Source organism: Flavobacterium sp. GSP6, assembly GCF_003984855.1.
Taxonomy (GTDB): domain Bacteria; phylum Bacteroidota; class Bacteroidia; order Flavobacteriales; family Flavobacteriaceae; genus Flavobacterium.
In genome coordinates this window covers 251532-266301 of the sequence record NZ_RYDO01000003.1, presented here as the reverse complement: position 1 = coordinate 266301, position 14770 = coordinate 251532, and the positions used below count along the sequence as shown (strand labels likewise).

The following is a 14770-nucleotide window of genomic DNA, read 5'->3' as shown; positions in this document are numbered from 1 at the left end:
TGCCGCTTTTTTTTTACTCCAAATTTAATCTTAATTGACTAAATTTGCACCGCAATACAACAAACTACATAACAATGATCCATTTCTTTGAAAACCAAAGCAAGACTGTTTATGCCGTACATACGCAAAACGCATTGAGCGAAGTCGAAATGTCAGCTCAAGACATTTCAAGACTCAACTGGCTTTTTGCCAATTCAAATAAAATAGAAAAATCCGTACTGACGGATTTTTTTGTTGGTCCTCGCGCCACAATGATAACCCCTTGGAGTACTAATGCTGTAGAAATCACCCAAAACATGGGAATATCCGGCATCATTAGAATCGAGGAATTTCATAAAGCGGCCGCTGATTTTTCTGATTTTGATCCGATGCTTTCGCAAAAGTACACCGAGTTGAATCAAGATATTTTTACTATCAATGTACTTCCGGAAGCTATTTTGGACATCGATGATATTGCTGCTTACAACAAACAAGAAGGATTGTCTTTGAGTCCGGAAGAAGTAGCATATTTAGATAATCTAGCGCTTAAATTAGGGCGAAAACTAACAGATTCTGAGATTTTTGGTTTTTCACAAGCCAATTCAGAACACTGTCGTCACAAGATTTTCAATGGAAAATTCATCATTGACGGGGAAGAAAAAGAATCTTCTTTATTCAAATTAATCAAGAAAACATCCCAAGAAAATCCGAACGATATTGTCTCGGCTTACAAAGATAACGTTGCTTTTGTAAAAGGGCCTAGGGTACAACAATTTGCTCCAAAAAGCGCTGATAAACCTGATTTTTATGAAGTAAAAGAATTTGATTCGGTTATTTCATTAAAAGCAGAAACACATAATTTTCCAACAACGGTAGAGCCTTTCAACGGAGCTGCAACTGGTTCTGGTGGAGAAATCCGGGACCGTTTAGCAGGTGGACAAGGTTCTTTGCCAATGGCAGGAACTGCAGTTTACATGACTTCCTACTCTCGTTTAGAAGCCCCATTCGACTCCGCTCAGGGTAGCAGACCATGGGAAAATGGTATGACCGAAAGAAAATGGTTGTATCAAACGCCAATGGATATTTTGATCAAAGCGTCCAACGGAGCTTCTGATTTTGGGAATAAATTTGGACAACCGTTAATTACAGGTTCTATCCTGACTTTCGAACACGAGCACTTCGATACGCTCAGTGTGACAGGTCGAAAATTAGGGTACGACAAAGTAATTATGCAAGCGGGCGGAATTGGGTACGGAAAATTAGATCAAGCGATTAAGAAAAAACCACAAACAGGCGATAAAATTGTTATCCTTGGTGGTGAAAATTATAGAATTGGAATGGGTGGAGCAGCAGTTTCTTCAACAGATACCGGAGCTTTCAGTTCAGGAATTGAGTTGAACGCCATCCAACGTTCGAACCCAGAAATGCAAAAACGTGCTGCCAATGCCATTCGTGGTTTGGTAGAAAGCGATATTAATCCAATTGTTTCGATTCACGATCACGGTGCTGGCGGACATTTAAACTGTCTTTCGGAATTAGTGGAAGAAACTGGCGGATTAATTGATTTAGACAAATTGCCTGTGGGAGATCCTACCCTTTCCGCAAAAGAAATCATTGGTAACGAATCTCAGGAAAGAATGGGATTGGTTATTGCAAAGGAAAACATCGATTTATTGCAAAAAATTGCGGATCGAGAACGTTCTCCAATGTACCAAGTGGGAGACGTAACCGGAGATCACCGTTTTACTTTTCAATCAAAATCAACAGGAGCTAAACCAATGGATTTCGCTTTAGAAGACTTTTTTGGAAGTTCTCCAAAAGTGGTTATGACAGACAAAACAATTGAAAGAAATTATACTGATTTAAGTTACGACAAGAAAAACATTTCAACCTATTTAGAGCAGGTACTTCAATTGGAGGCTGTAGCTTGTAAAGACTGGTTGACCAATAAAGTAGACCGTTGTGTGGGTGGTAAAGTTGCCAAACAACAAAATGCCGGACCCTTGCAATTGCCTTTGAATAATTGTGGCGTAATGGCCTTGGATTATCAAGGAATAGAAGGAGTTGCCACTTCGATTGGGCACTCGCCTATTGCTTCATTAATTGATCCGGTGGCAGGAACAAGAACTGCCATTGCTGAATCTTTATCAAACATTGTTTGGGCACCAATAAAAGACGGATTAAAGGGAATTTCACTTTCGGCAAACTGGATGTGGGCGTGTAAAAACGAAGGCGAAGACGCCCGTTTATACGCAGCTGTTCAAGCCTGTTCGGATTTTGCAATCGAATTGGGAATCAACATTCCAACCGGAAAAGATTCTCTTTCCATGAAACAAAAATACCCAAATGAAGAAGTAATTGCGCCGGGAACGGTGATTATTTCAGCAGGTGGAAATTGTACCGATATTAGAAAAGTAGTAGAGCCTGTTTTACAAAGAGATGGCGGTTCTATTTATTACATTAATTTATCTCAAGATGATTTCAAATTAGGCGGTTCTTCGTTTGCACAAACGTTGAACACTATTGGACAAGAAGTACCAACGATTAAAGACGCTGCATTTTTCAAAAGAGCGTTCAATACCATTCAAGAATTAATTTTAGAAAACAATATTCTTGCAGGACACGATATTGGGAGTGGTGGTTTGATTACTACTTTATTGGAAATGTGTTTTGCCGATGTGAATTTGGGAGCTAAAATAGATTTCTCTCCCGAAGCTTCGGGATTCGAAGAAAAAGACATCATCAAATATCTTTTTGCTGAAAATATCGGAATTGTTTTCCAAGCAAAATCGGATGCTGAAGTAGAATCTAAATTGAATGCTAATACCGTTTCTTTCTATAAATTGGGAATCCCCTCCCCAGCCCTCCCCGAAGGAGAGGGAGCCAAACTGGAAATAATCAGTTCTTCTCCTGAAATTTTGACTTTCGACATCGCTAAATACAGAGATATTTGGTTCAAAACTTCTTTTTTATTAGACCAAAAACAATCGGAGAACGGAATGGCTCAAGCACGTTTTGATAATTATAAAAATCAAGCGTTACAGTATACTTTTCCAACACATTTTACAGGAAAAAAACCTGTAATTGATGCTTCTAAACCGCGTCCTAAAGCAGCTATTATCCGTGAAAAAGGAAGTAATTCGGAGCGTGAAATGGCAAATGCCATGTACTTAGCCGGTTTTGATGTAAAAGATGTTCACATGACCGATTTAATTTCAGGTCGTGAAACCTTGGAAGACATTCAGTTCATTGGCGCGGTTGGTGGATTCTCGAATTCAGATGTATTGGGTTCTGCCAAAGGTTGGGCGGGAGCATTTTTATACAATGAAAAAGCAAAAACCGCTTTAGACAATTTCTTTAAGAGAGACGACACCTTGTCTGTTGGAATCTGTAATGGTTGTCAATTGTTCATGGAATTGGAAGTAATTAATCCGGAGCATGACGTACACGGAAAAATGCTGCATAACGAAAGCAACAAACACGAAAGTATTTTTACATCAGTGACTATACAGGAAAACAATTCAGTGATGCTTTCTTCATTAGCAGGAAGTACGCTTGGAGTTTGGGTTTCGCATGGCGAAGGAAAATTCAACTTGCCAATGGGGGAAGAAAATTATACTATTGTTTCTAAATATGCCTATGAAGGTTATCCTGCTAATCCAAACGGATCGGATTACAATACGGCCATGCTTTGCGACAAAACAGGACGACATTTAGTAATGATGCCACACATAGAGCGCTCTACATTTCAATGGAACTGGGCACATTATCCAAAAGATAGAGACGATGAAGTTTCGCCTTGGCATGAAGCTTTTGTCAATGCCAGAAAATGGGTTGATAAAAAATAATTTATTCTATACTTTCTTAAAGCGTTCCTGAAAAGGAGCGCTTTTTTTATGGAAAAGAATTTAAAAGCCATTTTGATGATTTGTAAGAAAATTTAAATATATTTGAAAATAGACAAAGTGAAACAAACCTTCGCTAATCTAGTCAATTTTAAGTGTATGTGAGAAGGTTTGTATCGCCTATTGACTAGTTGGCGGGAATACCAAAGAACTGCAAAGTTGAAAATTACCAGTCAAAAACTTTGCTAAAGTTATCTAATTGACTAACTTTGCCCAATGAGTCAGAAATTTATAAGAGAAGTTGTTTATTACGAAGACTATTATCTTAATTTTTTTAACGCTCAAAAAGAAGACGTTAAGAAAAAATTTAACTGGACTTTACAGTTAATTTCAACTCAACAAAGAATCCCCGAAAAGTTTTTCAAACATTTGACTGGTGCAGACGGAATATTTGAAGTTCGTGTTGAAGTCGGTTCAGATATTTTTAGAGTTTTTAGTTTTTTTGACAAAGGAAAGATTGTTGTTTTAGTAAATGGATTTCAGAAGAAAACACAAAAGACCCCGAAATCAGAAATCAAAATAGCTGAAAAACTAAAAGCAGAATATTTAGAAAATAAATATAAAAAGTAACGATTATGAAAACTGAAAATAAAAAAATTACAACATTTGCCGAACACTTAGATGCTCAATACGGGAAAACAGGAACCGAAACCCGTGAAAAATACGAAGAAGAATACGAGACCTTCGAACTTGGTGTTATGTTACAAGAAATGCGAAAAGAACGTGGAATGACACAAGAACAACTGGCATTAAAATGTGGAACAACAAAATCGTATATATCTAAAATTGAAAATAACACCAGCGATATAAGACTTTCTACATTAATGAGAATAATTAGACTAGGTTTAGGTGGACACTTAAAGTTAAGTTTAACCGAATAAAGGTACTACCCCGCCAATCGAGTAGACGGCTCCGCCAGAAACTGACGGAGTGCGCCTCTCACACCACCGTACGTTCGGGTCTCGTATACGGCGGTTCGCAAAGTGATGGGTTGAGTTCCATGTAAATCTCCAACATTGATTGATAGCCTTTCTTCTTAAGTCGCAGTAGGGTAATTGTAGTGGTTAGAATCGGACTCTGGGCAATACGCCATCCTCCTTTTACTCACGCTTTGGTATTGTATTTTTGGTATTCGTGAATGCGGAGCATTTCTGGTTCTGCTCCAAGCATAAGCGTGGTCTTTGTCAATCCCTAGTCGCATCAGGTTTTTCCTTTTGCGCTTGGGCTTTTTCCAGTCCGTCCAAATGCAGTAGCGCAGTCTATTGTGCAACCATCCATCAATATCTCGTAACTTTCCTCGAATACTCGTTCCTCGAAAATAGTTTAACCATCCTCGTTGGATTTGCTTCGCCAGTTCGCCTTTCAGGCTCGGGTCGTTGATTTTTCGGACAACGATAGCGATTTGCAATCCGTGCCCACAAAGAGAATGATTCAGCAAGAAATTATGCCCATTTAGAGTGCGAAATAGAAGTGGTTTTATTAGACTTATTTTTGTGGCAAATTGGAATTGGCACTGTTTGCAAAATTATTCCAACGATTCTCTGCAAACACTCGCGGTCTGGTTATAAATTCAATCGAAGATATTTTTAAGATAAAACAATGAAAAGACTAATCATTGCTTGGAGTTAATCATCGATGGAATGAACTATAGGTAATTAAACGGACAAGCCTATTTATTTTAAGTACTTACTGTTAAAAGTAGCCCTTTGTCTTGAATTTATTTAGTCCGTTAGTAGTGATTTATTTTATAAACAACTTTAATAAAATTACTGCCTATAATTGGAACACCGCTAACAGACGCCTTTCCATTTGTAATATCCATTGTATTTCCATACATAGCCTTCAAGTCGTTTCTGGGTAAGGCATTAAATAAATATTCTACAGCTATATCATCTGATAAATCCCACCTAAGCCCTAAATTCAACCCTAACGATAAATGAGAAGACTCTTGATTATACCCAATTCCTCCTCCCCAATCACCATTTCTGTTTATTAATGTAGGTTCTATACTAGGTATAAAAACAGTGTGAATAACTCTTCTAAATAAATTTACATAGAAATGGGTGTGATATCCCACTCCAATCGTATACTTAGAAAAATCTAATCTTGGAAACGTTTCATACCCTATGTTGACTTCTACATCTTTGCTAACCATTGAAAATTGCACTAAAAAGTCTTTAGCTGATTCATTATTTGTTGGTTCACTTCCCATAATTGTATTCCTAACGTCAAACGCAACCGAAAAGGCTAGATAATTATCTTGTGCAGTTAATTTAGTAACAAATAAAGCAACTACAATTGTTATTAATTTTATCATGATTCATTAGTGCTGATAAAGTTATACAATACTATATTATTACATATGACTATCAGTAACTAATACTAAGTTGTTTCTAAAGCATTAATCATGAGTCTATCCAATAGTTTGTTTCCAAAATACCGTCTGTTAAATTTGTAGCAGAACTCATCAAGATAATTATGTACGTATTACTTGTTTACACAATTATGATGAATATCTAAAAGTACTTTTTTGGTATTACTGATTGTTCTATTTACACAAGGAAATATCTTTGCCGCCTTTTTCTTGTCTGGCTCTACTACAACATAATGATTTGTTATCACTTCTTTGAGTTTAGCATACCCTGGTGTAACCATCGCTTAACACAGATGCTGTTTTGTTTGCAGATTTCAAATCTTCCATAACTACCCTTTTTAGACAACCAACTTTTCTGTTTGGTTTACCCTTTTTTGGTGCAGAGATACTGGGTTTCGATTCAACTATTACCAATACCTTTCCTTGTCTTTCACTTCCACGATCTCGCTTATTAGGAGTAGATTCTTGACTGTTTTATTTTTATTTTAATTGATAACATCTTTTATGTCAATTATTTAAAACAATTTTTCATCAAATTCAACACAGCCTTTTAATTGATATTTTTCGTCACGCATACTATCTTATGCATCATAAACCAAATGTGTTCATACCGTTTGTGACCCTACATACGTTGCATTTCTAATGCCGAAAAACTCTTTTTTGACAGCGTCATGAGTTCAATACAGATCATCCAATATTGAAAAGGCAAATTAGTATTCTCCATAACAGTACCTGAACGAAGACTGACACGACTACCGCATTTTTTACATTGAAATTTCAAATCTGTCTTACGAAAGTAATGTTCGCTGTGTTTACACTTTTTACATACAATTCCCATTTCAAGTCGTTTAGCTTTGAATCCCTTATCACATGTGGCTTAATCAGGGTATTTTTCGAAAAATTCAGGCAGGTTCTTAATTTGAATTTAATGGGTTGATGACTCAAATATAAGCTTTTTTTAGCATTTGTACAAGTAAAGGATAGTCATGTTATTTTATTTGATTATTGTTGTGGGTGAACTAATTCCCAAAAGTCGCAACTAATCTTGATATCTTTTAAAATGAAAAGATTTATTCATGTCTTTAATAAAATATAAGTCAAATCTGCATTTTAATGGTTTTTAAAAATAAATTCCCTTATCCCAAATTGATTTTACTTACAACATCAGTAAATTCTACTTTTAAACATCTAGGGTTTTATACCCGATCGCTCCGATATACCACAACAGTTAGCGCAGTTTTATAAACTGTGCTCACAATATGGCTCGTGCCTTTGGGAAAATTAGAAAATCATATTATTTTTATTGTGGGGTAGTGCCATAGCCACTAACGTTCTGGGACTACAGCGGGTTTGGGACTAAATTCATTTCTATTTTCGGATTTGCCACCCGAGCGATAGCGAGCAGCCATAGCCCATAACATCAGTTCTCCTGTACAGTTTAAACCGGAATAGGGTGTTCAGTTTGCCCCGGAATACCCAGCCAAAGTTCAAATTCCTATAAAAGCTAAATTATGGGTAAGGGCAATTATGCTCAATAGTGATGGAAAGCACGAGAAAAACCAAGTTGAAACCACGCTACAAAAAAAGAGGCTCGCTTGCCTCTTATAATTCTCTCTAAAATCTTTACGATAACTCCATAGTGTTGACGGACGTACAATCGGTTCGTTCAACCCGGGTTTACCTCATTGAATTTATTTTTGTTGGTATTCAGTGATTATAATTCATTGTTCGCGCTACGCACGCAACGAATCCCTAGCTGTTAGGCGTTCGTTTTTTTTATGCGGTTAATGGATTTATATGTATTTGTCCTCCAACTGCCTTCAAAACTTTCATTATCGTTGAAAATCGTGGTTTGGACCCTTTCGACAATGCTTTATACAAACTTGGTCTGCTCATTCCAGTTTCTTCTGCAATTTTGGTCATACCAATTGCTTTTGCAATATGTCCAATTGCGGTAACAATTTCAGCATCATTGCCTTCTTCCAAAACTGTATTTAGATATTCAGCAATCATTTCGTTGCTGTCCAAATAATCTGCAATATCAAATTCTGACGTTTCCATTTTTTATTTTTTTAATTTTTTCCAAATTTCTTTTGCTTTTTCAATGTCTTTTTGTTGAGTAGATTTATCTCCTCCAATAAGTAAAATAATAACTTTCCCATCAATTTCTTTGAAATAAACTCTGTAACCTTTTGCGTAGTTAATTTTCAGTTCTCTAATTCCATCTCCAACAGGTTCGCAATCTCCAAAGTGTTCGTCCTTTTCTAACTTTTGAAGTCGGAACAAAATTTTTGCTTTTGCTCTAAAGTCATTCAGTTTATTAAACCATTTGTCAAATTCCGTCGTCTTTTCAAGAAAGTACATCCTTTAAGTTGTATTCGTTTGGATACAAAATTATAAAAAATAATTTAATCTTGCAAATTCAGTTTTGAACGTTCTGTCTAGGCAAAATGACGCCTAACGTCAGTTCGTCTAAAAACCTCTAAACGAACTCTATTTTATTAGTCATTGAGTAAATATGTGTTATTTAAACTACAATTAAAATTCTTTAAGAGATGAAACTTACATGTGGTTAATGAATGTAAAGAATTAAAAAAGGCAAATAACTCTACAAAAAAAGAGGACACTAAATCCTCTTCGTATTCTCTCTAAAAACTTTCCGGCAACTCCATAGTGTTAACGGACGTACAATCGGTTCCGTTCAACCCGGGTTTACCTCATTGAATTTATTTTTGTTGGTATTCGGTGATTATAATTCATTGTTCGCGCTACGCACGCAACGAATCCCTAGCTGTTAGCCGTTCGGTTTTTTATTTCCCTGAATATCCTAATATTTGATATTCTAAATCGACAACCATAACTGTTTTAATATCGTTATTATATTTTGTGATTTCGCTCAACATTCCATCACTTAATTTCTGTGCTTCATTTTTAGAAATGTTAGCTTTAACAGTTAATATATCATCCTTTATATGAGCATCGACAATTCCATCCATATTTTCGCAAACTTCGATTAACTTTTGGTCGGATTCCGATTTCGACATTACAGAAGTTTCGGGCACGTTTTGTTCAGTTTCGATATCGGTATTGTTTTTGCAGAAAGTTAGTGTAAAAGATACTAACGTTAAAAAAAACAATTTTCTCATTTGGCTTTTTTTTATTTGTTAATTTGTTTTTGATAAGTTTAGCTTTCTATTCACCTTTTTTATATTCTTGAATATCTTGCGACATATCACTAAAAGTCGTAATTATTTTTAGCTTTTCACCATTTTCCTCAAAACTTATTTTTTCGTCATATTTTGAATTTCTCCATCTTCCTTCAATACTAGCCCAAATAACATCGTTACCGTCAAATTTAACTTTATATTCAAACTTTTGCTTATCAGATTTTCTTAAATATGTAACGAAATACAAATCGTTATTTTTAGTTGCTTTGATAATTTTTATTGGTTGTCCCATTACAGAAGCAATAGTAAATCTTGCAATATCTTCGTAAGTGAAATTTTTTAAAATATTTTCTTCCACTTTTACAGTGTTATTTTTAATTTCTTGATTTTGTTCAAATAAAATTTTCTCATTTTCTTCTTTATGTTTGCAATTTACAAAGAGAATAAATACAAAAAAAGTAATAATAAGTTTCATTTATGTTCATATTTAGTTAGTTATTTTTCAAAGTTCTGTCTTAAAAGTTTTAAAGAATCGTTTATAATAATTATATTCTATAATAAATTTAAAAGTTTATCTTCCTTTGCTTTTATTTCCTCGCAAAGTGGTTTTAAATTTACATACTGAGAATCTAAACTTTTAATGTAATCTTCTACAGCATTTTCGTGAATAAAAGAAGTTTTAATTGCTTCACATTGTTCTTCAGAATAATCCAAATCAGAAACTTTTTTTATAGTTTCATAATATTGTCGATGAGTAACTTCTGAATCATTAAATGCTTTTTCTTCCCAAGTATCTGAAATGTCGCAATAACATTCATATGATAATACAAAGTCAACAATAAGCTCAAAATTTCTTTGAAATTTTGAGCTTAATTCTTCTCTTTTTTCTGAATGTTTTTCCATTTTGTTTCTTGTTAAATTTTCACTTTATTATATTATTCGCATCTACTATTTATTATTTTCAGTTTTATGTTGCGCGAAACTGACGGCTAACGTCAGTCTGTGAAAAAACCTTCGTTTTTTCTGCAATCAGAAAATTGCCATTGATTTTCTCTTTTGAATAAAGAGAATTGAGTAAACTGTCAATTTTTTGAATCCTGTCTTGACCAAATGCAAGATGTCCAATTAAAAGAAGTGCAATTATAGTTGTTAATTTCATTTTTTATTTATTATTACTGTTATTGAGGTGTCGCTCTAAAATTACCGCTAACGTCAGTTCGTCTAAAAACCTCTAAACGAACTCTATTTTGTTACTCATTGAGTAAATATATGTTATTTAAACTACAATTAAAATTCGTTCTGGCAATAGTCGCTTTATGATTATAAAAATAAAACAGTCCGTAAATAGGGTTGGAAATTGTTTTTAGAGTCCCAAAATATAAAATGATTTTTTTAGGAGATTACAATGAATACGAACAAATCCGGAAAGAATTGTGGCGCAAGCCTTGGGTTGTATTTGCTAAGAAGCCTTTTGGAAGTCCAAAGTCAGTGGTGGAATATTTGGGGAGATACATTCACCCCGTTAGAAACACCAATACATTTTTGATTACTATTTTTTTTGGATTTGTGTTTCTAACGGGGCTCGTAAAATTGTCATTAGCAACCATCGAATCAAAAGCATTGACCAGCAAAATTTGGCTTTTGAGTACAAAGAGTATCGCTTGGCAGGCGTTAAAAAACAAATGACACTAACTCATCAGGAATTTATTCGCCGATTTTCATTGCATATTTTGCCTAAACGTTTTACTTCGTCAGTTCACCCTTTGGGCTCGGGTGTCAAGATCCGACATTACGGTTTTTTGAGTAGCACTTGGAAGCAACAAAAGCTGAAACTTTTACAGGAAAAACTTAAGGTAAAAGTATTAGAAAAAGTAGAAAAGAAGCCCTTTTTATCCAAGTGTGCGTGTTGTAAAACAGGAAATTTACACCGGATAGCAGTCTTTGACCAGAGTGGTCCACCTGCTCGGTATCTTGGCGGTAGCCAAAACACCATTCCTTGTAAAAGCTAAATTATGGGTAAGGGCAATTATGCTCAATAGTGATGGAAAACACGAAAAAAAACAAGCTGAAACCACTCCCAAAAAAAAGAGGATGTAAAATCCTGTTGAAAATCTCTCTAAAAACTTAACGATAACTCCATAGAGGACGGACTTGTAATCGGTTCCGTTCAACACAGGTTTCATTGTTGGCTTTGCAAGCCCAACGAAACCTTAACTGTTACCAGCCGTATTTATTTCTGTCATCAATACTTTGTCGTTACACTGTTTGAAAAACTACCTGAATTGTCCTTTCCCTTGTAATTAATTTGAACTCTATATTGTTTTCCTTTTTCAAAATTGTCGGAACGAACGACAAAAGTGTTAAGCCCTTTTTTTGCATTTGATTTAATACTTGCTACCACTTTGTCTGTTTCAAAATCTTGAATTTCTATTTCAACTTCTGTATTGTCCAAAAAGTAAATAATTACCTCAACTTCATTCTTCTTCTTACTGACAATGTCCCTGATGTTGTTTTCGTTTGTGATGTAAGTCCGTTCTAGTTTCTTGCCTTTTTCTATTCCTTTAATTTTTGTGTAGGTAATTATTCCTTGAACGTTGCCAAATTCAACAAAAGGCATTGGAAAGAATGGCAAAATGTAATATCTGTATGGGTCGCTTTTAGCTTGAACTATTTTTTGGTAAGTGTTTCCGTTATAGGTGTCGAACGTAACGCCTTGTAGAAATAAGTCCTTACCTTTTTCTGTTTCAATAATTTTCAATTCTGTTTTGTAGTCTTGAAATGGCACAAATTGATAACCTACATAATAACCGCTGTCTGTAACAGTAACTAAAAGTTCTTGAGGACTGTCATATGAGCCACTTAAATAATTGTAACCCTCAACTTCGAACTTCATTGCTTTTTTGTCAATTACAATCGTGTCTCCTAAATATTTGAAGTTTTTGAATTGTTTGTCTTGATATTCGGCAACATTGGTTGTGTCATCATACCATTTCCTGCGATAGAATAATTGGATTTCGTCACCTTTCTGAATGTCAAATCTTGTCGAGGCTGTATAATTGTTTTTAAGTCCGTTTGAAATGTCATTGTAATTGTCGCCCATTAACTGTTTGGTATAAAACTGTCCATTACTCGAAACAACAAGCGATTGCAGGTCTGGAATAATTACAAGGTAGATTTCTGAATTGTCTTTTTGATAATACTTTCTTGGCGTTTTTCTTGTCGCAACTAAACTGTCTTTTGGATAGCTGTTTCGTGTGTCAATAAATTCAAGCAAGATATTTGTCTGCTTGCCGAAGATTGTTGCTTTTTGTTCTTTGTCAATTTGGTAGTTGATTTTATGAACTACTTTTTCGCTGTTGTCAAGCAAAGAATAAACGTCATTCGCAAAAGTTTCATAGAATGTTTTTGTTTCTCGTTTGTTGGAATAGTCGGTAAAGTCCGATGTTTGAAACTTGCGATACTTTACGTTGTCAATAATTGTATCAGTTAAGTCAGTTCTTGTTTGCAGTCCGATATATTCGTTTTTTTTGTCAAAGTAGGTCGCTCTTATATAAATTTTAGAGTTTGCAAGTTCGCTTCGGCTATTTTGTCCAAAAGCAAAGTAGCTGAATAAAAGTGTCAATATTGTCAGTGTATGTTTCATCGTGTCTGTCGTCCTAATATGGCTAGTAACGTCAGTCTGTCTAAAAACCTAAAACAAGTCTCTGAGAATCCCATATTTGAGATTTTTCAAAGATAGGAGTCCGAGAACAAAAACTCAAAATGGAGGTTTTTAGACAGTTTGACGTTCCGCTACTACAGCGGGTTTGGGATTAAATCAGCGTTATCTTTCGGATTTACCAAATCTTCCAAATACAAAACCAATTTCAAATTAAGCCTAATATCCAAATTGCTTGTAGCGTGTGTTGGCGGTTCGGTTTTTTTTTATACATCTTTTTTCGGCTTATCAATAAATTTGGCTATTCTACTGCTATTTGTCATCAATAAATATCCAATAATAACTTTACAGAAGTCAAATATAATCCATCCTGTTTTTGGATAATCTTTGAATAAACTTTCTTGCTGAAAAAAAATAAAAATTTCTCTTAGTAATAGAGGAATATTTTCCACGAACATTAAACCACCAATTACAATTGTTGCAATTGAAATAATTGTAAAGCTTTTGGAATTTAACTCGATGTTTTGAGTTTCAAAATCTCTGTCAAGTTTTAGTTTTTCTATTATCCAAGATGTTTTAAAAACACAAAGTTTAAAGACAAAATAATAAACAATTAATATTGCTAAAAAAATTAAAGTTACAATAGTTAAGCTTTCAAAATCTCCAGTTTGATAAGCAGAATATATAGAAGTTAGCCATTGAGGTATTACAGTTAGTGCGCCTAAAATTAAAAGTAAACCTAAAATTTTTATTGAGATTATCCAGAAAGTTTTAATGGTCATTTTATTTATTTTTAATTTATATGAGGTTTTTTAGTTTTCATTCGGCTAAACTGACCGCCAACGTTCCCCGCGCTACACGAAGGCTGGGATTAAAAATGCGTATTCTTTCGGTTAGGCAGCATTTGTACTGATACAAAACCATATTTCACAAAGCCAAATGCCCAGCTTGCTTGTAGCGTGTGTTGGCAGATAGTGCTTTTATTGATATTGATATATTTCTGTATATAATTCCGATACTAATCTTTTTAAAAATGGGTTTTCAATTTTGGCCTTTTTGGTGTTATTTTGTTTTGCGATTTTATGAAAAGACAATTTGTTGGATATATAGTCTAAAATTCCATTTTTCACGTCTAAAATATTGTAAACATATCCATATAATTTAGCCCCATAAACAATATATTTATTTGAATCTTTGTCTAATCCTCCGTATAGACTTTTATAATACGTTTTTTTACCTTGAATTGGCAATTCTCCCTCATTTCCCGATCCTAAAATTTTATAAACTCCATTTTCAGCTGACAAAAAAAACATTATTTTTTGCCCTTTCTTGTAATTTGTCCAACGAGAAGCACAAGTCCAATTTTCAAATTGATTAATTTTTACAGTTCGGTTAGCTAGCTTTCCTTTAATTAGTTCTACAAAAAGTACCGAAATCTGTTTTCCTTCAACATTCTTTATTTCACCAATTCCAATTACTTTTGAATTATCGATTAGTTGACTAATAAGAAGTGGTGAATATTTAGCATTACAAAGTGATGTAAATATTAATAAAAGAAAGATTATAATTTTATTTTTCATTTTTCGTGTCTTCGTTTACTTAGCATTTCTGCCAACTTATATATACCCGCTACAAACCTTCGCATATACACCCAAAATTGGGTAGATTGGCGAAGGTTTGTTTCGCT

General features: G+C 34.4%; 14 protein-coding genes and 2 pseudogenes. 4 read left to right on the top strand and 12 right to left on the bottom strand.

The genetic code is table 11. The features are described from left to right. Positions 1-74 precede the first annotated feature (74 nt). The 3 genes from purL to EKM03_RS05160 all read left to right on the top strand — a co-directional run bounded on the left by purL (position 75) and on the right by EKM03_RS05160 (position 4765). A complete protein-coding gene (gene purL / locus EKM03_RS05170) occupies positions 75-3827 on the top strand; it encodes a phosphoribosylformylglycinamidine synthase (protein WP_126739976.1) in 3753 nt (1250 codons plus the stop codon). Between the two features lie 273 nt (positions 3828-4100). After that, positions 4101-4454, top strand: coding sequence for a type II toxin-antitoxin system RelE/ParE family toxin (locus EKM03_RS05165; protein WP_126462631.1), 354 nt, complete (start codon positions 4101-4103; stop codon positions 4452-4454). A 5-nt stretch (positions 4455-4459) separates the two neighbouring features. Beyond that, the gene (locus tag EKM03_RS05160) at positions 4460-4765 is read left to right on the top strand and encodes a helix-turn-helix domain-containing protein (RefSeq protein ID WP_126462634.1); all 306 of its coding nucleotides are present in this window, start codon (positions 4460-4462) and stop codon (positions 4763-4765) included. Between the two features lie 155 nt (positions 4766-4920). Here EKM03_RS05160 and EKM03_RS05155 read toward each other — a convergent pair whose 3' ends face one another. The 9 genes and pseudogenes from EKM03_RS05155 to EKM03_RS05115 all read right to left on the bottom strand — a co-directional run bounded on the left by EKM03_RS05155 (position 4921) and on the right by EKM03_RS05115 (position 10584). Further along, positions 4921-5292 (bottom strand): group II intron maturase-specific domain-containing protein, encoded by a 372-nt coding sequence (locus EKM03_RS05155; RefSeq protein ID WP_370273046.1) that lies wholly within the window; start codon positions 5290-5292, stop codon positions 4921-4923. A gap of 321 nt (positions 5293-5613) precedes the next feature. Further along, on the bottom strand, positions 5614-6201 hold the full coding sequence (locus EKM03_RS05150; RefSeq protein WP_126460856.1) for a hypothetical protein: 588 nt from the start codon (positions 6199-6201) through the stop codon (positions 5614-5616). A gap of 65 nt (positions 6202-6266) precedes the next feature. Further along, positions 6267-7183 (bottom strand): annotated as a pseudogene (locus tag EKM03_RS05145) (IS1595 family transposase). A gap of 851 nt (positions 7184-8034) precedes the next feature. Further along, positions 8035-8319, bottom strand: coding sequence for an addiction module antidote protein (locus EKM03_RS05140; protein WP_126563982.1), 285 nt, complete (start codon positions 8317-8319; stop codon positions 8035-8037). A gap of 3 nt (positions 8320-8322) precedes the next feature. Then, the gene (locus tag EKM03_RS05135) at positions 8323-8622 is read right to left on the bottom strand and encodes a type II toxin-antitoxin system RelE/ParE family toxin (protein ID WP_126577069.1); all 300 of its coding nucleotides are present in this window, start codon (positions 8620-8622) and stop codon (positions 8323-8325) included. Positions 8623-9068: 446 nt separating this feature from the next. Beyond that, positions 9069-9404 (bottom strand): hypothetical protein, encoded by a 336-nt coding sequence (locus tag EKM03_RS05130; RefSeq protein WP_126739975.1) that lies wholly within the window; start codon positions 9402-9404, stop codon positions 9069-9071. A 46-nt stretch (positions 9405-9450) separates the two neighbouring features. Then, positions 9451-9900: a hypothetical protein gene (locus EKM03_RS05125; RefSeq protein ID WP_126739974.1), complete on the bottom strand. Its 450-nt coding sequence runs from the start codon at positions 9898-9900 to the stop codon at positions 9451-9453. Between the two features lie 77 nt (positions 9901-9977). Further along, positions 9978-10328, bottom strand: a complete 351-nt coding sequence (locus EKM03_RS05120; RefSeq protein ID WP_126739973.1) for a hypothetical protein — start codon at positions 10326-10328, stop codon at positions 9978-9980. Positions 10329-10392: 64 nt separating this feature from the next. Next, on the bottom strand, positions 10393-10584 hold the full coding sequence (locus EKM03_RS05115; RefSeq protein ID WP_199741553.1) for a hypothetical protein: 192 nt from the start codon (positions 10582-10584) through the stop codon (positions 10393-10395). Between the two features lie 191 nt (positions 10585-10775). Here EKM03_RS05115 and EKM03_RS05110 point away from each other — a divergent pair. Next, a pseudogene (locus tag EKM03_RS05110) lies at positions 10776-11434 on the top strand (transposase); the annotation flags it as partial. 233 nt (positions 11435-11667) lie between these two features. Here EKM03_RS05110 and EKM03_RS05100 read toward each other — a convergent pair. The 3 genes from EKM03_RS05100 to EKM03_RS05090 all read right to left on the bottom strand — a co-directional run bounded on the left by EKM03_RS05100 (position 11668) and on the right by EKM03_RS05090 (position 14663). After that, positions 11668-13068 (bottom strand): hypothetical protein, encoded by a 1401-nt coding sequence (locus EKM03_RS05100; protein WP_126455759.1) that lies wholly within the window; start codon positions 13066-13068, stop codon positions 11668-11670. Between the two features lie 281 nt (positions 13069-13349). Next, a complete protein-coding gene (locus EKM03_RS05095; protein ID WP_126739971.1) occupies positions 13350-13865 on the bottom strand; it encodes a hypothetical protein in 516 nt (171 codons plus the stop codon). Positions 13866-14063: 198 nt separating this feature from the next. Beyond that, positions 14064-14663 (bottom strand): hypothetical protein, encoded by a 600-nt coding sequence (locus EKM03_RS05090; protein WP_126739970.1) that lies wholly within the window; start codon positions 14661-14663, stop codon positions 14064-14066. Between the last annotated feature and the right edge of the window lie 107 nt (positions 14664-14770).

Coding starts and splice junctions, on each gene's coding strand:
- EKM03_RS05150 (WP_126460856.1), bottom strand. CDS start 6,201: ATGATAAAATTAATAACAATTGTAGTTGCTTTATTTGTTACTAAATTA.
- EKM03_RS05165 (WP_126462631.1), top strand. CDS start 4,101: ATGAGTCAGAAATTTATAAGAGAAGTTGTTTATTACGAAGACTATTAT.
- EKM03_RS05135 (WP_126577069.1), bottom strand. CDS start 8,622: ATGTACTTTCTTGAAAAGACGACGGAATTTGACAAATGGTTTAATAAA.
- EKM03_RS05160 (WP_126462634.1), top strand. CDS start 4,460: ATGAAAACTGAAAATAAAAAAATTACAACATTTGCCGAACACTTAGAT.
- EKM03_RS05090 (WP_126739970.1), bottom strand. CDS start 14,663: ATGAAAAATAAAATTATAATCTTTCTTTTATTAATATTTACATCACTT.
- EKM03_RS05115 (WP_199741553.1), bottom strand. CDS start 10,584: ATGAAATTAACAACTATAATTGCACTTCTTTTAATTGGACATCTTGCA.
- purL (WP_126739976.1), top strand. CDS start 75: ATGATCCATTTCTTTGAAAACCAAAGCAAGACTGTTTATGCCGTACAT.
- EKM03_RS05095 (WP_126739971.1), bottom strand. CDS start 13,865: ATGACCATTAAAACTTTCTGGATAATCTCAATAAAAATTTTAGGTTTA.
- EKM03_RS05120 (WP_126739973.1), bottom strand. CDS start 10,328: ATGGAAAAACATTCAGAAAAAAGAGAAGAATTAAGCTCAAAATTTCAA.
- EKM03_RS05130 (WP_126739975.1), bottom strand. CDS start 9,404: ATGAGAAAATTGTTTTTTTTAACGTTAGTATCTTTTACACTAACTTTC.
- EKM03_RS05100 (WP_126455759.1), bottom strand. CDS start 13,068: ATGAAACATACACTGACAATATTGACACTTTTATTCAGCTACTTTGCT.
- EKM03_RS05125 (WP_126739974.1), bottom strand. CDS start 9,900: ATGAAACTTATTATTACTTTTTTTGTATTTATTCTCTTTGTAAATTGC.
- EKM03_RS05140 (WP_126563982.1), bottom strand. CDS start 8,319: ATGGAAACGTCAGAATTTGATATTGCAGATTATTTGGACAGCAACGAA.